Source organism: Nocardiopsis sp. KDC1DS13DA1 (assembly GCF_055632325.1).
This window is the reverse complement of record NZ_JBVMUY010000027.1, coordinates 111,785-132,357: the sequence shown is the minus strand read 5'-3', so window position 1 is coordinate 132,357 and position 20,573 is coordinate 111,785. Positions and strand designations below refer to the sequence as shown.

Here is a 20,573-nt window from a genome sequence, read left to right as displayed (position 1 = left end):
GGCCGGGCGGTTCGGGTCAGTCCCAGTCCAGGCCGCCGCCGGTCTGGTACTCGATGACCCGGGTCTCGAAGAAGTTCTTCTCCTTCTGGAGGTCCATCATCTCCGACATCCACGGGAACGGGTTCTCCGTCTCGCCGAAGATGGGCGCCAGCCCGATCTGCTCGGCGCGGCGGTCGGTGATGAAGTGCATGTACTTCTCGCACAGCTCCGCGTTGAGGCCCAGCACGCCGCGCGGCATGGTCTCGCGGCCGTAGGCGACCTCCAGCTCACAGGCCTCCGTGAGCATCGTGCGGACCTCGGCCTGGAACTCCTCGGTCCACAGGTGCGGATTCTCGATCTTGATCTGGTTGATCACGTCGATGCCGAAGTTCAGGTGGATCGACTCGTCGCGCAGGATGTACTGGTACTGCTCGGCGATGCCGACCATCTTGTTGCGGCGGCCCAGCGACAGGATCTGCGCGAAGCCCGTGTAGAACCACATGCCCTCGAAGATCACGTAGAACGCGACCAGGTCACGCAGGAACGCCTGGTCGGCCTCGGGCGTACCGGTCCTGAAGTCGGGGTCCTCCAGGTTCTGCGTGTACCTGAGCGCCCAGGCGTCCTTGGCCGTGATCGACGGGATCTCCCGGTACATGTTGAAGAGCTCGCCCTCGTCCAGGCCCAGGCTCTCGCAGATGTACTGGAAGGTGTGCGTGTGCACGGCCTCCTCGAAGGCCTGGCGCAGCAGGTACTGGCGGCACTCCGGGTTGGTCAGCTGGCGGTACACGGCCAGGACGATGTTGTTGGCCACCAGCGACTCGGCGGTGGCGAAGAAGCCGAGGTTGCGCTTGAGCATCAGTCGCTCGTCCTCGGTCAGGCCGTCCTTGGACTTCCACAGCGCGATGTCGGCCTGCATCGCGACCTCGGTCGGCATCCAGTGGTTGTTGCAGCCCGCCAGGTACTTCTCCCACGCCCACGTGTACTTGAGCGGGAGCAGCTGGTTGACGTCGGCGCGGGCGTTGATCATCGCCTTGTCGTCGACGTTGACGCGCTCGGCGTCGCGCTCGATCTCCCCGAGGCCGCTGGTCGCGCTGGCGCTGCTGTCGGCTGCTGTGGTCATGCTGCGGTCGCTCTCCGTGTCTCCGGGCCGGGCCGGACGTTGGTGGTGCGTGGTGTCTGGGGGAGGCCCGGTGCGGGGCCGTCCGCGACCTGCGCGGACGGCCCCTCGGCACGGATCTCCCGGGCGGGCGGGCCTACTGGCAGGCCTCGCACTCGGGGTCGTCGATGGAGCAGGCCTGACCCTCCACGATCTCGAACTCGTCCTCACCGGCGACGGTGGGCGCGGGGCTCGGGGCGGGGCTGGGGCTCGGCGAGGGGGAGGGCGACGGGCTCGGCGCCGGGGCGGGAGCCGGGGCCGGGGTGGCGGACACGGCGTTGAGGCGCCCGTCCGTTCCCTTGAGCGTGCTCTTCTCCACGTGGGTGGCGCTCTGCGAACGCAGGTAGTACGTGGTCTTCAGACCCGAGCGCCACGCCCGACGGTACAGGGCGTCGAGCTTGCGACCGCTCGGAGCGGCCATGTACAGGTTCAGCGACTGGGCCTGGTCGATCCACTTCTGGCGACGCGACCCGGCGTCGACCAGCCAGTCCGGGTCGACCTCGAAGGCCGTGGCGTACAGGGCCTTGAGGTCGGCCGGGACCCGGTCGATGGCGCCCAGGCTGCCGTCGTGCATCTTCAGCTGCGAGACCATGTCGTCGTCCCACAGGCCGCGCTCCTTGAGGTCGCGGACCAGGTACGGGTTGACGACGGTGAAGTCGCCGGACATGTTCGACTTGACGAACAGGTTGCGGTAGACCGGCTCGATCGACTGGCTCACACCGGTGATGTTGGCGATGGTCGCGGTCGGGGCGATCGCCATCACGTTGGAGTTGCGCATGCCGGTGGTGCGCACCCGCTCGCGCAGCGCGTCCCAGTCCAGGGTCTCGCCCCGGTCGACGTCCAGGTCGCCGCCGCGCGCCTCGGCGAGCGCGCGCAGCGAGTCGATCGGCAGGACGCCCTTGCTCCACAGCGAGCCGTCGAAGCTCTCGTAGGAACCGCGCTCGGCCGCCAGCTCCATGGACGCCTCGATGGCGTAGTAGCTGATCAGCTCCATGCTCTCGTCGGCGAAGTCGACGGCGCCCTCGGAGGCGAACGGGGTGCGCAGCTTGAACAGCGCGTCCTGGAAGCCCATGAGGCCCAGACCCACCGGACGGTGGCGCATGTTCGCGCGGCGCGCCTCGGGGATCGTGTAGAAGTTCACGTCGATGACGTTGTCGAGCATCCGCACGGCGGTGCGCACGGTGCGGCGCAGGCGCTCGGCGTCCAGCCCGTCGGGACCGGTGTGCTGGGCCAGGTTGACCGAGCCCAGGTTGCAGACGGCGACCTCGTCGGCGCTGGTGTTCAGCGTGATCTCGGTGCACAGGTTGGACGAGTGCACGACACCCGTGTGCTGCTGCGGCGAGCGCAGGTTGCACGGGTCCTTGAACGTGATCCACGGGTGGCCGGTCTCGAAGAGCATGGTGAGCATGCGGCGCCACAGGTCCACGGCCTGCATCTTCTTGAAGACCTTGATCTGCCCCGCCTCGGCCGCGGCCTCGTAGCGGGTGTAGGCCCGGGCGAACTCGGCCCCGTACTTGTCGTGCAGGTCGGGGACCTCGTCCGGCGAGAACAGCATCCAGGAGCCGCCCTCCTCCACACGCTTCATGAACAGGTCCGGAACCCAGTTCGCGGTGTTCATGTCGTGGGTGCGGCGACGCTCGTCACCGGTGTTCTTGCGGAGGTCGAGGAACTCCTCGATGTCGATGTGCCAGGTCTCCAGGTAGGCGCAGACCGCGCCCTTGCGCTTGCCGCCCTGGTTGACCGCGACGGCGGTGTCGTTGGCGATCTTCAGGAACGGGACGACGCCCTGGCTCTTGCCGTTGGTGCCGCGGATGTGCGAGCCCAGACCGCGAACCGGGGTCCAGTCGTTGCCGAGGCCGCCCGAGTACTTGGACAGCATCGCGTTGTTGCTGATGCCGTGGAAGATCGACTGGAGGTCGTCGCCGACGGTGGTGAGGAAGCAGGAGGACAGCTGCGCGCGCACCGTACCCGAGTTGAACAGGGTCGGCGTCGAGGCCATGAAGTCGAACGAGGACAGCAGCTCGTAGAACTCGATGGCGCGGGCGTCGCGGTCGTCCTCGTTCAGGGCCAGGCCCATGGCGACGCGCATGAAGAACGCCTGCGGCAGCTCGTAGCGGACCTCGTCGCTGTGCAGGAAGTAGCGGTCGTAGAGGGTCTGGATACCGAGGAAGGTGAAGTCCTCGTCCCGCTCGGGGCGCAGGGCGGCGCCCAGTCGCTCCAGGTCGAACGTGGCCAGGGCCGGGTCGAGCTGGCCGAGGTCGATGCCGCGGCCGACGTAGGCGGCCAGGTAGGCGGCGTAGCGGTCGGCCATCTCGGACTGGCTGGCGGCCTGCGGGGTACCCGCGACGAAGCTGAGCGCCTCGCTGCGGAGCTTGTCCAGCAGCAGGCGGGCGGCGACGTAGGAGTAGTCCGGGTCGACCTCGACGAAGCTGCGGGCGGCCATGACCAGGGCGAGCTCCACCTCGGCGTCCGAGATGCCGGGGTAGAACCCGCGACGCGCCTCGGTGAGGACCTTGTCCGCCGAAACACCGGTGAGCCGCGCGCAGGCCTCGGTTACGACGTGCTCGATCCGGTCGACGGCGGCGGGGGGCGCGCCCTCGTGGGTCGGCTCGGGCCGAACGGATGCGGGCACGGTCTCGACGTCAAGGGTCATACAGCGGCTCCAACCTCGGTAGAAGAGTCCCGGCGGGGAGGGACACGAGAAACACGGCCACGGCACACCGGTGGGCCGACACGCTGAGTGCGCGTGGTCACGTGACCGGTGGGTCGCGGTGGCCCGCCCTCGAAGCCCCGTCGTCGGCGCACGTTCCGGTGCGCGCTGGCGGCAGGTCCTCGGGCTCGCGGGCGCCCTCCTGACCGTCGCTCCCCGGGGGTCACTCGGGGGAGTCCAGTGTGCGACGCAGTCCGATCCCGCTCACCGCTGCGGGGCAGCCCCGGATTCACACCGGGTTCCCTCTTGCCTCACCCCTGAGGGGTGAACCACCAGCGGGAGAGATACTACATCTAGGGGATGGGACGTTGGAACACCGCAAGATGATGGCGTGTCATCGATTTTCCAGGGTCGGCGACCGTGGCTGAGGGCGCACCCGAGACGTGGTATGGGGCGCGTCGAACCATCAGCTTCACGGGGGTTTCGCACACCGATCCGGGGGTGTTCGCCACCGCGACCGGACACAGCCTAGGGGCCCCCGGGGGGTGTGACGCACCAGGCGCGTCAGAAAGCTCACGACCGCGTCGCGGGGCACGCCCGGACGCGCCCCAGAGGCCGCCGACGGGGACGGGGCCCGCCCCGCCGCACAGGGCCCGGCCCCGGGGTCAGTCGCCGTCCAACAGGCCGTCCAGGTCGTCCTCCTCCAGCCCCAGGTCCGTGCGGATGCGGAACCGGATCCGCAGGAGTTCGTCGAGCAGGTCCCGCACGTACGGGGAGGAGACGTCCAGGTACTCGCGGATCCCGGTGGTCGCCCAGCGTTCGGCGCCCCCGGGGTCGTCGTGGGCGTAGAGCACCTCCGCCACGTGCACGTGGGTGGCCAACCCGAGCGACGGCTCGCCCTCCAGGCGGTTGAGCTGCGCGTAGGCCCGTTCGGGCTCGTCCAGTTGCAGCAGCGCGCCCGCACTCAGGGCACGCGCGTCGATCACCGTGGGGCCGCCGTCGTCGATCGCCCGCTGGTAGGCCGCGCACGCGTGCTCGTACTCCTGGGCGATCTCCCACTGCTCCCCGGCGCGCACGAACAGCTCGGCGCGGGTGATCTCGCTCCCGGCGTCCACCCGGTTGGCCAGGTCCTGCAGCTGGGCGGCGACGGGGCCGTGCTCACCCGACCGGACGGCGTGGAACTCCATACGGTCCAGATCTGCCGTCGTCACGTGGGTCAACCGCATCGCCCCCATCCCCCACTCGCACTCCCGCGCGCCGATCAGGGCCTGGCGCGCTCCAGTGCCTGCCAGAACCCCTGGCGCAGTCCGTCCCGGACCTCGTCCCTCAACAGGTGGTCAATCGGCAGCGAAGAGCCCTGGAGCAGACGCGCCTCCAGATCGGAGGGCATCCGGGGTCTCCGGGCGAGGACCGCCTCGACCCACAGGACGGGCGCCTCGCGCGCGATCGACTCCGCGAAGTCGTTCCCTTCTTTGCGTGCGACATGCACCGCATCGTCAACGGTATGCGTGGCGGCGCGTGTCTGCTGGGGATATCCAGGACTGGGACCGGGTTCCTGGTGCCCCCGAGGATCGAAACGGTCATCGTGATCGGGACCAGTACGTGGCGGAGCCCCGTATCCGGGAACCGCCCCGCCGCGGCGCGCGGCGTCAGTTTCCGTACTGGTCCCATAGGTAGGGTTTGCGTCGTTCGCACCCCCGAAGCCTGGGTTGTCCGTCGGCCCGAACCGCGGGTCCACCTGGGGTGGCGGCCCGCTTCTCTGCGGCGGCGCGTGACCCTGGGGACTGTCCGCTGCGAACGAGCGCTGCGGCCCGGTGCCCCCCGCGAAGGACTGCTGGGGCCCCGTCCCGTTGGCGAACGGCTGTTGCACGTCGGCCCCGCCCGCGAAGGACTGCTGGGTTCCCGTCCCGTTGGCGAACGAACGCTGCGGTCCGGTGCCGCCCGTGAACGCCGGCTGGGAACCGGTCGCGGCATGGGTGTTGGCGCCCGGCTGGCCGGAGGCCGATCTGCTGGGCAGGCCGTATCCGTTCTGCTCCGCACCCCGCAACGGCTGGTCGCCGGGGTGGTAGGCCGCCTGACCGTTCTGCCCGCCGGATCCGTTGGCCGACGGTGTCGTGCCCGGGTAGGCGCCGTTACCGTTCAGGGGCGTCTGGGCTCCCGAGGGGAAGCCGTTGGCGTCGATCGGACCTGGCGGGGTGTCCGTGGCCGGACCGGCGAGGTGGTCACCGCGCTGTTGGGCGAGGGACCGCCGCATCGCGCGCAACTGATCCATGGCGCTGCCCTGCGGGACGGGCTGGGGCCCGGTTCCCGCGAAGATCCCGTCCAGGCCGCCGCCGGTGGTCCCGGCGGGCTCGACCCGGCTGCCCCCCGGCTGCGCCTCGACCGGCTGACGGGGGACCTCGGGAGCCGACCGGGCACGGCCGTTCGCGAACGGCGTCGTGGTCTTGGCCGCGTTCTCCTGGGAGGACCCGCCGCTGGTGAGCAGGTTGACGTGCGGGCGCAGGTGGCCGGCGCCGATCTCGATGAGATCGTCGCACTCGCGGCGCAGGGCACGGGAGATGGTCCAGTTGCCCTCGACGGAGATGTGCACGACCGTGACGCGGACACCCAGGTCCTGCACGTCCGCGACGACGGACGCCATGTCCTCGTCACCGCTGACCAGGACGGCGTCGCACAGCACACCGGTGCGGGCCAGGGTGGTGAGATCGCGCTGGACGTAGCTCTCCACCCCCTCGCGGCGGCCGGGCCGGATGCGGGCCGCGCGGAACTTGATGCCGGGGATGTCGGCGATGCCGTCCTGCTCCTGGGTGCGCCGGTCGTCGGCGACGGCCTCGTACCAGTAGCAGCGCAGGAGCGGCAGACCGGTGCGGTCCCGCGCGACCTCGTTGAGGAACTGGACGAGACCCGAGTAGTCCCAGGAGACGGAGTCCCGGTTGCGGGTTCCGTGTACGGCCATCGCGCCGTCCGCGAGAAGGTATCCCGCGTCGACGAACAACGCGCAGCGGTCCACGCGACACCGCCCCCTTCCCTGTTGATTCTGGGGCCATACCCATGACCGGGCCACAGCCTAGCCAAGTCTGTCTCGTTTTGCGTGCCGGCCGCGAACACCCACGGTTACGGTCACGCTACGCATGGGCGGGGATCCGGGCCGCCCCGGGCTTTGCGCACTCCACACAGCGTGACCGCGACGTCATACCGGGTCGGGGTTCAGGTCCGCATGGGCGCGGTCAGAACGACCGCACCGACCATCACGGCGTCCTGGCTGGAGCGGATTCGGACATCCGATTCCCGCCCCAGTACTGCGTCGAATCGAACGACGTCCGTCCCGAACGCCGCGGGGTCCCCGACCGCCCCGCGCGCGGAGCTGGCGAAGGCGTTGTCCGCTCCCGCGTGCGCGCCGTACGGCGCGAGGACCGTTCCGTCCACCGCCACCGAGTCCCCGGTCAACCCCATGTCCCCCTCCCAGGCGACGACGTCCACGGTGGAGGCCACCGCCGCGGGCAGCAGCCCGGACACCGGGAAGCCCGACTCACCGCCCTGGAAGACGACGTCGGTGTGGTCCAGGACCATCGCCTGGTTGTAGGAACCGACACCGGGGTCCGCCATCACCACGACCAGGCTCCACCCCGCGTGGACGCCGCGCCCCTGGACCATGGGGACGTCGGCGACCCACCACTCGCCGCCGCCCTGGGCGCGCACGATGTCGGTGACGTCGGCGAAGGCCTGGTAGGCGGGGTATCCGGGCAGGTCGGCGAAGCGGGTCTCGTCCGCCGTGACGGTCCGGTACACGTCCGACCCGGGACCCTTGATCCGTGCGGTCGGCGACTGCGGCTGCCCGGCCGCGGAGAAGTACAGACCGGCCCAGCGCACGTTCCCGCCCTCGGGGAGGTCCCAGGTCGCGGAGCTGGAGGAGGTGGTGCCGGGGTTCCGGTCCCGGTCGAGCGGACCCATCTCCCAGTGGTCGTTGTCGAGCAGGGACCCCTCCCGGGCCCGGGCCCGGGCGCAGGGCCCGTCCCCGGCGTCCCCGGCGGTCCCCTCACCCGTGCGCGGCGTGGGTTCCGGACTCTCCGCACCCCCGGGACGGTCCGAAGCCTCCGCGGTGCCCGCCCCCCGGACGGCCTCGGTCGCCCCGGGGGGCGCGGGGGGCGCGGACGCACCCGGGGTGACCGGGACGCCGGTACCGGCGTCTGCGGCTGTCGGGCCGCCGACCCCCGCGCCCCCCGGAGGAGGATCACTCTCGGTCACACCAGGGGCCCCAGAGCGCTCATCGTGCCCTTCGTCTTCATCATCCCCAACAACGTCAGTGTCCCCAGACGGCAACTCCAGTCCCAGACCGGGTGAAACGTCACTCGGGGCACGGCGTGTGTCGGCCTCGGGTGAGGGGGCGGGGAGCTCCGGAGCGCTCCCGTCCGGGCCTTCGCCGGAGTGGCCGCCCGGGTGCCCGTGGTCGTCGTCGTGCCCGTGCCCATGCCCGTGCCCGTGGTCGTGCGGATGCACGGGCCAGGGCCACGGCCAGGGGATCTCCGGGGCTGCGGGGAGCTCCGGTTCGACACACGTCATCAGGGCGTTGCCGACGGCCTCCGTCCGGACCCGACCGGCCGTCGCGTAGCGCGCGGCCACCCCGTCGGTGCTCACTCCCCGCTCTCCCGTCGCCGTGACGGACACGTCGCCGGTCGACAGGCTCACCGTGGCGGGGACCCCGGTGTCGGCGTCCCCGGCGACGCGGACGTCGAAGAACTGCGTGCTGTCCTGTCCGGCCTCCAGACCCGGGTGTACGCAGCGGCCGCCGTTGCTGCCCGACGAGCAGCTCCAGTCCCCGTGCCCGGTCGCTCCGGGGACGGCGTTGCCCGCACCGCCGGAGGAGACCATCTCGACCCCGGGCGGCAGCGTGATGAGCGCGACCACCTCGTCCACGGTGGCCGCTCCGATGTTGCGCACGTCCATGACCATGATCCCGTCGCTGTCGGGCACCAGGGCTCCGACCGGGTCGATGCCCGCCGCGAACCGGGGCTCCGGCGCCTCCGCCCCGGGGACCTCGGCCTCCGGAACGTCGGCGGGCGGCACGACCTCGGGGACGGGATCCGGCTCGGGCTCCTGGGCCGGGGACGGGGCGGCGACCGGGGCGGCGGGCGGCGGGAGCACCGGCGGCGGTTCGGCGGGCGGGGGGTCGGCGGGCGGGGGGTCGTCCTGGGGGGCGGGTTGGGCCGGAGGCGCCGCGGTCGGCGGATCGGGCAGGGGTTCCTGCCCGCCGACGAGCGCGAAGGCGACCGCGACGGCGACCCCGGCCGCGGCCGTGGCGCCGACTGTCGCCTGCTGCTGACCGCGCGACATCTTGCCCCACCAGGCGCCGGTGACGGCGCCGCCCGGGACGGAGGCGAGGTAGCCCGCCGCTCCGGCCCCGGCCACCAGGGGCAGGATGGTCCCGCGCAGTCCGATGTTGACGTCCATCAGCTCCGCGTACACCTCGCGGCAGTCGGCGCACTCGTCCAGGTGCGCGCCGACCCTGGCCGTGTCGCGCTTGGCCAGACCGCCCCGGACGTAGGCACCGAGCAGACCGAGGGCGGGGCGGCACGGCTCGGCGGCGCCCCCGCCCGCCAGGTGCATCTGGAGGTAGGCCTGCCGCAGGCCCTCCCTGGCACGGTAGGCGAGGGCGGCGACGCCGTTCGCGTTCATGCCGAGGATGGGGGCGGCCTCCGAGGGTTTGACCCCCTCGATCTCGGTGTGCCACAGCACCGCCTGCCAGCGTTCCGGGAGGGAGAGGAAGGCACGGGCGATGAGGGAGCGTTCGAGTCCCGCCAGGGCGGGGTCGACGAAGGGCTGCCCGGGGTCGAGGCTCTCCATGTCGTCCGTGACCACCTGGCGCTTCTCACCGCGCCCGCGGTCGTAGGCGGCGTTGCGGACGGCGGTCAGCAGATACGGACGGAAGGAGTCCGTGGGGCCCTGACCTCGCTGGATGACACTGAGCACGCGGGTGAAGGCCTCCGCGACGGCGTCCTCGGCCTCGGCCTCACCCCGCAGGAGTTGGCGCGCGAGACCACGCGCGGCGACCGCGTGGCGTTCGTAGAGCACGCCGTAGGCCGCGGTGTCGCCACCTCGTACGCGCCTGATGAATTCTTCGTCACCAGTGAGTACCTCTGTGTGATGGCCGTCGGCGTCGGTCACCCGGCGTCCTTTCTCGACATCCCCTGCCAGCTGGGAGAAACGCCGGATCGGCGTCGAACTTACAAGGTCCCCGAAAAAAATATCCCCAATCGGCGTCATGGACGCCACCGTTCTCCGTAATCCGAGACAGAGGCGAGCGGAAGGGGCCCACCGCGGGGGCGCGGACCCCGACCGCGCGCCGAGGGTCCGGACGACCGGAGGGAGCGGTGCCATGGGTGACAACGAGCGGGGAACCGGAGCGTGCGACCACGGGGCCCGAACCCGGGAACTCCGTGCCCTGTGGGGGCGGCGGAGCCGGGAGGCGGTGTGGGACCGGGCCGAGGACTGGTGGACACCCGCGGTGGACGCGGTCTGCGCGGCCTTCGCGACCGGCTCCGACCTGACCGACGCCTCGGGCCGTCTGGGGGCGGCGCGGGCACGTGCGGGGATCGGGGTCGGTCAGAGCCTGGCGGACCTGGCCGCGTTCACGGAGGCCGTCGGGTGGGGCGACCCCCCGCTGGGGTTGGTGCGCGCCATGGCCGAGGGATGGGCCGAAGGGGGGAGGGGGGCCGACACCTGCCAGGACGCGTTGACCGGCCTGGCGACCCGGTCCTATCTGCGCACACGGCTGGGGGAGCTGTACCCGGTCAGTGACGACGGAGCGCCCGCCGCGAAACACCGGCTGGTCGTGGTGACGCTCGACCCGACGATCGATCCGTGGCGGCGCACGGCGCGGCTGATCGTGCTCGGTTACGAGCTGCGCCGCTTCTTCGACCGCGGCGAGTCGGTGTGCCTGCTCAGCCGGGGCCGGATCGCTGTGGTCGCGCAGGAGGCGGAGGACCTGGACGGACGGCTCGGCGAACTGCGCGGGGGATCGGGCTGGGAGCACGGCGCCGGTGTGTGGGCGGTGCCGCTGCCGCCCACCCTCAGGGAGGCACTGGCCCTGATCAACGGTCTGGGGAGGTCGGACGGATGACCGCATGACGCCGCCCGGTGCCGCGCGGTCCGCCATGAGGGGGGCGGGACCCGGCACGGGGCGGTCGGCCGACCCCCCGCCCCGTTGAGGGGAGGGGCGCTGGAGGGTCGGTCAGCCGGAACGGTTCCCGGGTCCTCTGGCCCTCGGTGGAGGGCGACCCGCGGAACCGGCCGGTGAGGGGAGCGCCGCCACGCGGCGCCCCGGGAGGCGCGTCCGCAAGGGGAGGCGGGCGCGCCTGCCCCTGTGTCACCCGACCACGGGATCAACCGAGGACGGCCCGCTCCCGGTCACCGTGCGGACGGTGCGGGCATCACCCCCGAACGGCGGTGACCAGCCAACCGTGGTCGCGGACCCGCAGTTCGCCGCCGTCCTGGAGCCCCGCCAGCCCCTCCTCCAGACCCTGCACGGCCGCCCGGCGCGTGTCGTCGTCGAGCCGTTCCAGGCAGGACCTGACCATGCCCTGACCGCTGATGAACGAGGCGGCCTCGGCCGGGTCCGCTCCCAGCTTCGCGACCCCGTCGACGCGCTCCACCCGGACGTCCCGGAACCCGGACTCGCCCAGCACCCCGAGCACGACGTCCGGGTCCGCGAACGACATCATGCGCCGGGTGGTGGGCGAGGGCTCGGTCATGTACCGGCGCACCGCCGCCGTCGCCCGGACGTAGTCCCCGTCGGGGTCACCGGGCGCCGGGGCGAGGAAGGCCAGCCGCCCGCCCCCGCGCAGACCCGCGGCGATGTTGGTGAGGGCGGCGACGGGATCGTCGAAGAACATCACGCCGCCGCGGCTGACGACGGCGTCGTAGCCGCCCTCGGGGAACGCGTGGACCTGCGCGTCCGCCTCGACGAAGGACACGTTGGCCAGGTCCCGCGACCTCCGCCTGGCGACAGCGACCATCGGTGTCGAGATGTCGACGCCGGTGGCCGTCCCCTTCGCTGCCCTGAGCCCGGCCGCGCGGGTCAACTGCCCGGTCCCGCTGCCGACGTCGAGGACCCGCGACGCCGCCTCCACCTCCGCCGCGTCCAGGATGCCGGTGTTGTAGGCCTCCAGGAGGCCGTCGTAGCGGTCGGGGTGCTCTGCCCAGTGGGTACCCACCCAGCCGTTCCAGGCGTCGTACTGCTCCTTGTTGGCGACCTCGGTCATGGTTCCTCCAGGGAGTTTCACTAGAGCCAGACACTAGTGACTGCATCTAGTTATAGGCTGCTGCCATGAACCACGTCAAGACCGGCGGGAAACGGGCGGAGAAGGCGCGCCAGACCCGTATGCGCATGCTGGGGGCCGCCGAGGAGCTGTTCGTCGAGAGGGGGTTCGGAGCCACGCCCATGCAGGCGATCGCCGATCGCGCGGGGGTGGCCGTGCAGACCCTCTTCTACACGTTCGGCACGAAGAAGGCCCTGCTCAAACAGGTCGTGGACACGTCCATCGCCGGGGACGACGAACCCGTGCCCACCCTGGAACGCGACTGGTTCCTGTCGGCCCGGGACCAGGACGGGGCGGAGGACGCGCTGCGTGCCTACGTCCCGGGCGTGGGCCGGATCCTGGCCCGTGTCGCGGGTGTCACCGAGATGCTGCGGGTCGCGTCGGCGACCGATCCGGCGGTGCGCGAGATCTGGGCGGAGGACTCCGCCGAGGACCCCCGCCACGTCGTCCAGGCCGCCTTCGCACGGGCGCTGGTCGACAAGCCGGGGGCCGCCACCGGTCTGGACGCCGCGAAGGTCGCCGACGAGCTGTTCGGTGTGCTCAGCCCCGAGCTGTACCTGCTCCTCGTCCGGGACCGCGGCTGGCCGCACGAGGAGTGGGAGGCCTGGGCGCTGGACGTCCTGCGCGCCCGGCTCTGCTCGGCCCGGGCCGAGCCGGGCTGACCGGCGGCCACCGAGGGCGCCAGCGCATCGGACCAGGCGGCACCGGCTACCCCGCCGCCGCCAGGCCGAGGAGCGGCAGGCACGGCTCCAGCCCCGTCACGGTGACCGGAACCGTGCGGTGCCTCTCCCAGTCCTCCCTGGTCAGCCTGTACCCGTGTTCGACCACGGCCTGACCGCGCACCGCCGTCCGTGAGGTGCCGTTCGGCCGGTACCCGAGTCTGCGCGACACCCGCTCCGAGGCCGCGTTCCCCTCCAGCACCGACGTCTCCGCCGCCAGCGCGCCCAGCTCCGCGAACGCCAGGTGCAGCACGGCCGCGCGCATCTCGGTCCCGAACCCCCGCCCCTGGTGGGTGAGCCCCAGCCAGGAGCCGGTGCTCACCTGGCGGGTGACCGCGAAGTCCCGTGCCCCGATGTCCTGGATCCCGAGCACGGTGCCCTCATGGACCACGACGAGGTTCAGGCTCCACCTCTGCGGCCCCATCTCGGCCATCTGCGCCAGGTTGTACTGCACGGTGCGGAGCGCGACCTCGGCGGGCGTCCCGTCGGTCCACGGCTCGGTGAACGGCATCGTGTCCGGCGCGTGGATCCCGCCCGCCGCGGTCTGCGCCAACGCGCCGAGATCCTCCGTGTCGGGCAGCCGGAGTTCGAGGCGAGGAGTGGTCAGGCGCAGTCCCATCGCTGGGAAGTAGGTGCTCAGCATGCACCGATTCTCCGTCCCGCGCGCCCCACGCACCACCTGGTTTTCGTGCCCTCGGCCGAACCGGACCGGTCACCGCGCGAAAGCGCCCTCAGTCCGTCCCCCGCAGCTCGGTCAGCATCTCCCGCAGTGCCTCGGCGGCGTCCTCCGGAGCGGCCTCGCGCACCGTCCATCCACGCATCCGGGAGAGGCGGGCCACGTGCGCGCGGGCCGGATCGGTGAGCAGGTAGCCGCACGGGGCGTCGGGCCAGTCGGCGACCGTCGGCAGGTGCTCGGACCGGTACGCGGGCGGCTCGTCCGGCCGGTCGCTCGCCCCTTTCCCGTCACCCGCCGCGCCCTCCGGGCTCTGGGCCCGCTCCAGTTCCGCGCGGGTGGGGCTGCCCGGTTGCGGCAGGAGCGCGTCCACCAGGACGTACCCGAACACCGGCCGGTGCGCGGCCCGCTGCGCCGCGCCGACCGCGCCGACGAGCGGACCCGCGTCTCCCTCGCCGACCAGCGCGACCGGGCCCGCCGCACCCACCAGGCGGTTGACCTCCATGCTGACGCGCGCCACGTAGCGGGCCGCGTGCGGAGGGGTCTCGTCCCCTCCCGCCTCCGGCTGGACGGGTGTGACACCCCGGACGGCCAGCCCGTCCGCGAGCCCGGGGAGGCGCGAGGGACGTCCGAGGGGCGGGGGGAGGAGGACGGCGATCACGCGGTGCCGCCGTCGCGCGTCTCGTCGCGCACCCACGCCAGGTAGGCCGCGTTGCCCCCGGTGACCGGGACGGCGACGACCTCGGGGACGTCGTAGGGGTGGGCCTCGACCACGTGCGCGGTGAGATCGTCCACCCGGTCGGCGGAGGTCTTGGCGACCACCACCCACTCCTCGTCGGACTGGACCCCGCCCTCCCAGCGGTAGAAGCTGGTGATCGGCCCGCCGACCTGCGCGCACGCGGCGAGGCGGTGCTCGATCAGCGACCGCGCCACCCGTTCCGCACCCTCCCGGCTGTCGACGGTGGTCTCCACCCGGACGGTGTCCTCGGGTCCTGGCACGGTCACCCCTCCTCACCTGGACGGCGTCGTCCGCGCCGCGCCGCCCGGTGTTCTAGGCTCACTGGTCATGAGCGAACGTGATGAACTCCTGCGTCAGATCAACGATAAGGCGGTCGTCCGCGGGAAGGTGACCCTGTCCTCCGGGATGGAGGCCGACTACTACGTGGACCTGCGCCGGGTGACCCTGGACGGGGAGGCCGCGCCGCTGGTCGGCTCGGTCATGCTGGACAACGTCGCGGACCTGGAGTTCGACGCCGTGGGCGGACTGACCCTGGGCGCCGACCCGGTGGCCGCCGCGATGCTGCACGCCGCGCACGCGCGCGGCCGCAGGCTGGACGCCTTCGTGGTGCGCAAGGCGGGCAAGGCGCACGGCCTCCAGCGCCGGATCGAGGGCCCCGACGTGAGGGGGCGGCGCGTCCTGGCCCTGGAGGACACCTCGACCACGGGCAACTCGGTGCTGACCGCCGTGGAGGCGCTCCGGGAGGCCGGGGCCGAGGTCGTGGCGGTCGCGCTGATCATGGACCGCGGTGCGCGCGAGCGCGTGACCGAGGAGGGGCTGGAGTACCGGGCGGTGTTCGAGGCCGCCGACCTCGACCTCTGAGTGTCGGCACCGGCTCCGCCGGCCCGGCCACCGGGTCGGCGCACCGGGCGCGGCCCCGCCTGCGGCGCGGGGCGTTCCCGGCACCCGGGACGACGGCCCCGCCGTCGGCACCGGTCGGCGCCCGTGTGCGGCTAGCCGTCGATGGTGAAGGTGTAGTCCGCGCTGCGGTCCGAGATGTCGCGCTGGTTGCCGTTGACGAAGACCTCGACCGACGCCGGGTCCTCGATGGTGACCTCCAGGCCCTCCTCGGGTGCCTCGGCGTAGGTGATGGAGCTGCCCTGCCTGATCACCTGGTCGTGCAGGACGTCCCCACCGGGTACCCGGACGAAGACGTTGCTGGACTCACCGATGACGCGAACGTAGAGCACGCCCATGTTCTCCGGCTCCTCCACCTCGGAGGAGGCCCCTGACGCGTTGGCGCTGACGCTGGTGCCGTCGCTCGGCAGCGACCGGTAGAGGAAATAGCCCCCGAGGGCCACCAGAGCGACCAGGAGCAGGACGGCTCCGACGATGGCCATCACCTGGCCAACGCCGCGCGGATCATTCCTGTGCCTTCCCACGGCGTTGAATGTAGCGTGTATCACGGCAAAAAGCGACAGCAGATGCCCGAATACCTCACGTGATCACCAATCCGGCCACTCACGTACGCATCGCGCACGATCCGAGGGCCGCACCGGCAACGGCTTCCGAGCGCCAAGCCCACGAACTGCACATACGCGTGCGCTCTGGGTCAATTTGGTCTAGACCTGTTGAACGGCTCCGCACATTCGAGATACTGGTTTCACACCTGGTGGACACTCCCGGACGCGGCCCTCCTCTTGGACCACCCCCCGGCGGCCGGCCTCCACCGGGGCAACGCACGTGGGGTGCCGTCGGGCGAAGGACCGGCGGCCGCTCGCTCAAGGCCGACTCCAGGGAGAGTAAGCATGCCCATCGCCAGCCCCGAGGTCTACACCGAGATGCTGAGCCGCGCGAAGTCCCAGGGCTTCGCCTACCCGGCGATCAACGTGACCTCGAGCCAGACGCTCCACGCCGCCCTCCGCGGCTTCGCGGAGGCGGAGACCGACGGCATCGTCCAGATCTCCACCGGCGGCGCCGAGTTCCTCTCCGGGGCCTCGATCAAGGACATGGTCACGGGCTCCGTCGCCTTCGCCGAGTTCGCGCGCGTGGTCGCCGACAAGTACCCCGTGAACGTCGCCCTCCACACCGACCACTGCCCCAAGAACAAGCTCGACGGCTTCGTCCGTCCGCTCCTGGAGATCTCCAAGGAGCGCGTCGCCCGCGGCCAGGAGCCGCTGTTCCAGTCCCACATGTGGGACGGCTCGGCCGTCGACCTCGCGGAGAACCTCCAGATCGCCGAGGAGCTGCTCGCCTCCTCCAAGGCCGCCAACACGATCCTGGAGATCGAGGTCGGCGTCGTCGGCGGTGAGGAGGACGGCATCGTCGGCGAGATCAACGAGAAGCTCTACACCACCCCCGAGGACGCCCTGCGTACCGCCGAGGCCCTGGGCCTGGGTGAGAAGGGCTACTACATGACCGCCCTGACCTTCGGGAACGTGCACGGCTCCTACAAGCCGGGCTTCGTCAAGCTGCGCCCGGAGGTCCTCAAGGAGGCCCAGGACGCCGTGGGCCAGAAGTACGGCAAGGCCAAGCCGTTCGACTTCGTGTTCCACGGCGGGTCCGGCTCGACCCTCGAGGAGATCCACGAGGCCATCGAGTACGGCGTGGTGAAGATGAACATCGACACCGACACGCAGTACGCCTTCACCCGCCCCGTGGTCGACCACATGATGCGCAACTACGACGGTGTGCTCAAGATCGACGGTGAGATCGGCAGCAAGAAGGCCTACGACCCGCGCGCCTACGGCAAGGCCGCCGAGGTCGGCATGGCCGCGCGCGTCGTGGAGGCGGCCCAGCAGCTGAAGTCCGCCGGCAACAAGATGAGGTAGGACCGACCGGCGAGGGGACCCGTGGGCGCGCCCGCGGGTCCCCTCTCTGTTGTCGTCGCCGCGGGACCGGTGCCCGGACCGGACCGCGCACGGGGGCACCCGGGCACCCGCATCTTCACGTTCTCCACAGGTTTTCCACAACCCCGAACTCGAATTCACGACACGTCGGGACCGCATTAACCAACAAACCATGACCAATCGCCCACCAGAAACAAGGTTGTCCACACCCCTGTTTCAGCGATGCGTACCCGGGAATTCTTCTCAACGCCCCTCCCCCTCGGCAGAGAATGAGGAAAATTGAAGACCAGGAACAGCATCGCGCGCACGGTGGCGGTCGGCGTACTGGCGGCGGGCGCAGCGCTCGTCGGAACCTCCACGGCGGTGTCGGCCGGGACCGACGACACCGTGGCCGACCGTGCGGTCGCCGCGTGCGGCCTTGGAGCCCAGACCCCCAACCAATACAGCAACATCATCTCAGGGACAGGTTCCCGCACCGAGTGCGGTGGGGCAGTGACCCTCACCGTCGAGGTCCGCAAGCACCGTCGAGCGTGGCCCGACCTGGCCGTGGCCGAAACCACTCGGAGTGATTTCTCATCCGGCAACCTCACGGCACGCGGAAACTGTGAGGGCCACGGAACGTACTTCACCGAAACCCGGAGTTCGACCGGCAACAAACTGTCCTCCGGACGCGTTAATCGGTGCTGAACAATCCGACCTGAAAGGTCCATCCGAAATCCCCCGCCGACCAGTACGTGAGTTCGATGAGTGGAAACGGACGAGCCCATGCGCGTCACCGCTGAGGACCTGGAATTCGGGTACCGGCGCGGGAGGAGGGTCCTGGACGGGCTCTCCTGGACCATCGAGCCCGGTGTCACCGGACTCCTCGGGCCCAACGGGTCGGGAAAGACCACCCTGTTGTCGCTCCTGGTGACGCTGCTCCCGGTCAGAGGCGGACGGTTGCTCGTCGGTGAGCACGACCTGTCCACCGCGGCCGGGCGGTCGGGTGCGCGGAGGGTGCTGGGGTTCGTGCCCCAGCGCTTCTCCCTCGCAGGCGAACTCACCGTGGCGGACACCGTCGCCTACGCCGCCTGGGCGCACGGTCTGGGGCGGCGGGACTGCGGGGCGGCGGCGCAGCGGGCCCTCGACCTGGTCAATCTCGCCGACCTCGCCCGCCACCGGACCCGCGCCCTGTCCGGTGGCCAGCGGCAACGGGTCGGCATCGCCGCCGCTCTCGCGCACGACCCCCGCGTCCTGGTCCTGGACGAGCCCACGGCGGGGCTCGATCCCGGGCAGCGGCTGCGCCTACGTGAGGTCGTCGCGCGGCTCGGCCGGGACCGGACCGTCCTGGTCTCCACGCACCTCATCGAGGACGTCGCCCACCTGTGCTCGCGCATCGGCGTCCTGGTGGGAGGCCGGATCGAGTTCCACGGGACCTTCCCCCAGTTGGAGGCGATGATCGAGGACACCTCCACCGGGAGCGCCCACGGCTCCGGATTCGAGCGGGCCTACGACCGGCTGATCGCACGGATCGGGGAACGCGCATGACGCCCACCCTCACCCGCGCCCGGGCCTCGGTCCTGTTCTGGCCGCTGCCACCGGTGTTCGCGCTGGTTCCGGCGGCCCTCATCCTCGCCCTGACCCTGGCCGACACCTGGGACGCACTGTCCTGGCGGGCGCTCGACTGGGTGTACCTGTCCGCCGAGGTGGGTGCACGGGCCCGACTACCCGTCGTGGTGGCGGCGGGCGCCGCCGCCCTGGTGGCCGTCCGGTTCACCCGGCCCGGCCTGGTGTTCGCCCAGCGCTGGCAGCCGCGCGTGGAGCGGGAGGTCCCGTGGCGGCACTGCGTGGTGGTGACGGGCTGGTGCCTGGCCGCCTACCTGGTGGGGCTGCTCCCCCTCACTCTCGCCGTCGCCGCGCAGGGGGCGGGGTCGCTGGATCCGACCGCTGTCGCGGGCGCCTTGGTGGGCTTCACCGCCCTCACCCTGTTCGGCTACATGTGCGGTGCCGCCCTGCACGTGCCGCTCGCCGTCCCCGTCGCGGTCGGATCGGTGTTCCTCCTGGCCAGCCTGCCCCTGGTGGCGGACGCCTGGAGCGCGCTCTCCCTCCAACTGCCAGTCTCCCCCACCCTCGGCACCCGGGAGGGTTCAGCCGTGGGCCCCTACCGACTCGGGTTCTTCCTTCTGCTGACCGTGGCGCTCGCGTGGACGACGGCTGCGCTGCTGCGCACCCCGCGGCGGCTCTCGGCCGGGTACGCGCTGGCCGTCGCCGCCGTGGCCGTGGCCGTGCTCCTGCCCCACCTGCGGCCGTTCCCGCTCCTGGCGTACGCCGAGGACGGCACCGAGATCTGCACGGAGCGTGCGAGTGTCCGGTACTGCGTACATCACGGACACATCGCGGAACTCGACACGATCGCCGACCTCGCGGCGCCCGTCTTCGCCGGGTACGGCCTCGCGGACGCGGCACCCGACGAGGTCCGCGACCTCAGCCTCGCCGGAAGCGACGGCGAGGTGCTGCGGAAGAGTCAGCGAGGTGCACTCTGGTTGCGCGTGTACCCGGGATGGAAGCCGCAGCAGGAGGTACCCGCGGCAGCGGCGGAATGGCTGGTACCCGACGTGTTCCGCTGCGGATCCGGCGGCGTGTCGAGCCTGGAGGAGGACGCACCGCCCGAGGCGCGCCGGGCCGCCGTGGTGGAGGGCCTTCGGGCCTGGCTGGTCAGCCGTGCCCACGGCGACGGCCCGGTCGACGACGGGGTGTTCGCCGGGGCCGCCTCCGACCAGGTCCGGGAGTGGATCCGACGCGACCGCGAACGCCTGTCCGCGTGTGACGTGGCCCCGGAGGACCTGCCGTGGCGAACGTGATCACACGCCCCTGCCTCCTGCCGATGGCCGGAGCCGCTCTCGCCGCCCTGGCCGCCGCGGTACTCGGCCTGGCGGCGTCGGGCGTCGTGGTGCCGGTGGCGGTGGTCGGCTGGCCGCACGAGGAGCAGCGGATCCCCCTCGCCGAGCTGTTGTGCCTGTGCGCCGCTTCGGCGGGGGCGTGGTGGAACCGGCCCCGGCTGTGGGTCTGGGAGCGGCTGGGCGGTGCCCGCACCCGACTGCGTGCGGCGGCGGTGGCCGCGGCGGGTGTGGCGCTCCCCGTCCTCGCGGCCCTGGCCGTCCTGCCCACGGGGGCGGTCGGGCACCGGGCACTGATGGTCACGAACGTCCTGTTCGCGGCCTCCGCCGTGTATCTGCTGTCCCCCTTCCTCGGGGCGGTGTTCGCGGGGGCCGCCGTCCTGGCGGGCGTGTTCGCCGGGGCCGCCGCCTGCAACCTCGTCCCCGGGCTGAACCAAGTGGTCCCGTACGCGTACGCGGGCGGAGACGGGTGGGTCGCCCCGGACCTCCTGCCGCCGGGCACGGTGCCCGTCCTGGCCGTCGCGGCGGCTCTGGCGGCGGTGGCCGCCCACGCCGCGACGCGGGGCACCACCGCCCGCGTGCACCTGGGAGCGGAGGCCGAGCGGTGAAGCCCGGGCCGCCCCCGCCCGGTGGCAGGA

Annotated in this window: 18 protein-coding genes and 1 riboswitch; of the genes, 8 read left to right on the top strand and 10 right to left on the bottom strand. The window is 71.9% G+C overall.

What is annotated here, in order from left to right:
- Positions 1 to 16: 16 nt before the first annotated feature.
- The 5 genes from ACTVAJ_RS17830 to ACTVAJ_RS17810 all read right to left on the bottom strand — a co-directional run bounded on the left by ACTVAJ_RS17830 (position 17) and on the right by ACTVAJ_RS17810 (position 9,947).
- Entirely contained in the window at positions 17 to 1,306 is a 1,290-nt protein-coding gene (locus tag ACTVAJ_RS17830; protein ID WP_470389306.1) for a ribonucleotide-diphosphate reductase subunit beta, read from the bottom strand.
- Complete coding sequence (locus ACTVAJ_RS17825; protein WP_470389305.1) at positions 1,233 to 3,788, bottom strand: ribonucleoside-diphosphate reductase subunit alpha; 2,556 nt, start codon at positions 3,786 to 3,788, stop codon at positions 1,233 to 1,235. The genes ACTVAJ_RS17830 and ACTVAJ_RS17825 overlap by 74 nt, the downstream gene beginning before the upstream one ends.
- Positions 3,789 to 3,941: 153 nt before the next feature.
- Positions 3,942 to 4,134, bottom strand: a riboswitch (cobalamin riboswitch).
- 316 nt (positions 4,135 to 4,450) lie between these two features.
- A complete protein-coding gene (locus ACTVAJ_RS17820; RefSeq protein ID WP_470389304.1) occupies positions 4,451 to 5,020 on the bottom strand; it encodes a hypothetical protein in 570 nt (189 codons plus the stop codon).
- 26 nt (positions 5,021 to 5,046) lie between these two features.
- A complete protein-coding gene (locus ACTVAJ_RS17815; protein ID WP_470389303.1) occupies positions 5,047 to 6,795 on the bottom strand; it encodes an NYN domain-containing protein in 1,749 nt (582 codons plus the stop codon).
- Between the two features lie 197 nt (positions 6,796 to 6,992).
- Positions 6,993 to 9,947: a sigma-70 family RNA polymerase sigma factor gene (locus ACTVAJ_RS17810; protein WP_470389302.1), complete on the bottom strand. Its 2,955-nt coding sequence runs from the start codon at positions 9,945 to 9,947 to the stop codon at positions 6,993 to 6,995.
- Between the two features lie 211 nt (positions 9,948 to 10,158).
- Here ACTVAJ_RS17810 and ACTVAJ_RS17805 point away from each other — a divergent pair, with 211 nt between their 5' ends.
- A complete protein-coding gene (locus tag ACTVAJ_RS17805) occupies positions 10,159 to 10,902 on the top strand; it encodes a hypothetical protein (protein ID WP_470389301.1) in 744 nt (247 codons plus the stop codon).
- 310 nt (positions 10,903 to 11,212) lie between these two features.
- Here the strand turns inward: ACTVAJ_RS17805 and ACTVAJ_RS17800 are convergent, their stop codons facing one another.
- Entirely contained in the window at positions 11,213 to 12,043 is an 831-nt protein-coding gene (locus ACTVAJ_RS17800; protein ID WP_470389300.1) for a class I SAM-dependent methyltransferase, read from the bottom strand.
- Between the two features lie 65 nt (positions 12,044 to 12,108).
- Between ACTVAJ_RS17800 and ACTVAJ_RS17795 the strand changes: the two genes are divergently transcribed.
- Positions 12,109 to 12,762, top strand: coding sequence for a TetR/AcrR family transcriptional regulator (locus ACTVAJ_RS17795; RefSeq protein ID WP_470389299.1), 654 nt, complete (start codon positions 12,109 to 12,111; stop codon positions 12,760 to 12,762).
- Between the two features lie 46 nt (positions 12,763 to 12,808).
- Here the strand turns inward: ACTVAJ_RS17795 and ACTVAJ_RS17790 are convergent, their stop codons facing one another.
- The 3 genes from ACTVAJ_RS17790 to cutA form a co-directional block, all read right to left on the bottom strand.
- Positions 12,809 to 13,462, bottom strand: coding sequence for a GNAT family N-acetyltransferase (locus ACTVAJ_RS17790; RefSeq protein ID WP_470389298.1), 654 nt, complete (start codon positions 13,460 to 13,462; stop codon positions 12,809 to 12,811).
- A gap of 88 nt (positions 13,463 to 13,550) precedes the next feature.
- A complete protein-coding gene (locus ACTVAJ_RS17785) occupies positions 13,551 to 14,153 on the bottom strand; it encodes a hypothetical protein (protein ID WP_470389297.1) in 603 nt (200 codons plus the stop codon).
- Positions 14,150 to 14,491, bottom strand: coding sequence for a divalent-cation tolerance protein CutA (cutA, locus tag ACTVAJ_RS17780; protein WP_470389296.1), 342 nt, complete (start codon positions 14,489 to 14,491; stop codon positions 14,150 to 14,152). The genes ACTVAJ_RS17785 and cutA overlap by 4 nt, the downstream gene beginning before the upstream one ends.
- A gap of 67 nt (positions 14,492 to 14,558) precedes the next feature.
- Between cutA and pyrE the strand changes: the two genes are divergently transcribed.
- Positions 14,559 to 15,092 carry an orotate phosphoribosyltransferase gene (gene pyrE, locus ACTVAJ_RS17775; RefSeq protein ID WP_470389295.1) on the top strand — a complete coding sequence of 178 codons (534 nt, stop codon included), beginning with the start codon at positions 14,559 to 14,561 and terminating at the stop codon, positions 15,090 to 15,092.
- 131 nt (positions 15,093 to 15,223) lie between these two features.
- On the opposite strand, the gene ACTVAJ_RS17770 is transcribed toward pyrE, so the two are convergent.
- On the bottom strand, positions 15,224 to 15,610 hold the full coding sequence (locus ACTVAJ_RS17770; protein WP_470389330.1) for a DUF4115 domain-containing protein: 387 nt from the start codon (positions 15,608 to 15,610) through the stop codon (positions 15,224 to 15,226).
- Positions 15,611 to 16,018: 408 nt separating this feature from the next.
- Between ACTVAJ_RS17770 and fbaA the strand changes: the two genes are divergently transcribed.
- The 5 genes from fbaA (at position 16,019) to ACTVAJ_RS17745 (ending at position 20,543) form a co-directional block, all read left to right on the top strand.
- Complete coding sequence (gene fbaA / locus ACTVAJ_RS17765; RefSeq protein WP_470389294.1) at positions 16,019 to 17,041, top strand: class II fructose-bisphosphate aldolase; 1,023 nt, start codon at positions 16,019 to 16,021, stop codon at positions 17,039 to 17,041.
- Positions 17,042 to 17,338: 297 nt separating this feature from the next.
- Positions 17,339 to 17,746, top strand: coding sequence for a hypothetical protein (locus ACTVAJ_RS17760; RefSeq protein WP_470389293.1), 408 nt, complete (start codon positions 17,339 to 17,341; stop codon positions 17,744 to 17,746).
- Between the two features lie 78 nt (positions 17,747 to 17,824).
- On the top strand, positions 17,825 to 18,586 hold the full coding sequence (locus ACTVAJ_RS17755; protein ID WP_470389292.1) for an ATP-binding cassette domain-containing protein: 762 nt from the start codon (positions 17,825 to 17,827) through the stop codon (positions 18,584 to 18,586).
- Positions 18,583 to 19,899 (top strand): ABC transporter permease, encoded by a 1,317-nt coding sequence (locus ACTVAJ_RS17750; protein ID WP_470389291.1) that lies wholly within the window; start codon positions 18,583 to 18,585, stop codon positions 19,897 to 19,899. Before ACTVAJ_RS17755 ends, ACTVAJ_RS17750 begins: the two co-directional genes overlap by 4 nt.
- Positions 19,887 to 20,543, top strand: a complete 657-nt coding sequence (locus tag ACTVAJ_RS17745) for a hypothetical protein (protein WP_470389290.1) — start codon at positions 19,887 to 19,889, stop codon at positions 20,541 to 20,543. Before ACTVAJ_RS17750 ends, ACTVAJ_RS17745 begins: the two co-directional genes overlap by 13 nt.
- The last annotated feature ends 30 nt before the right edge of the window (positions 20,544 to 20,573 follow it).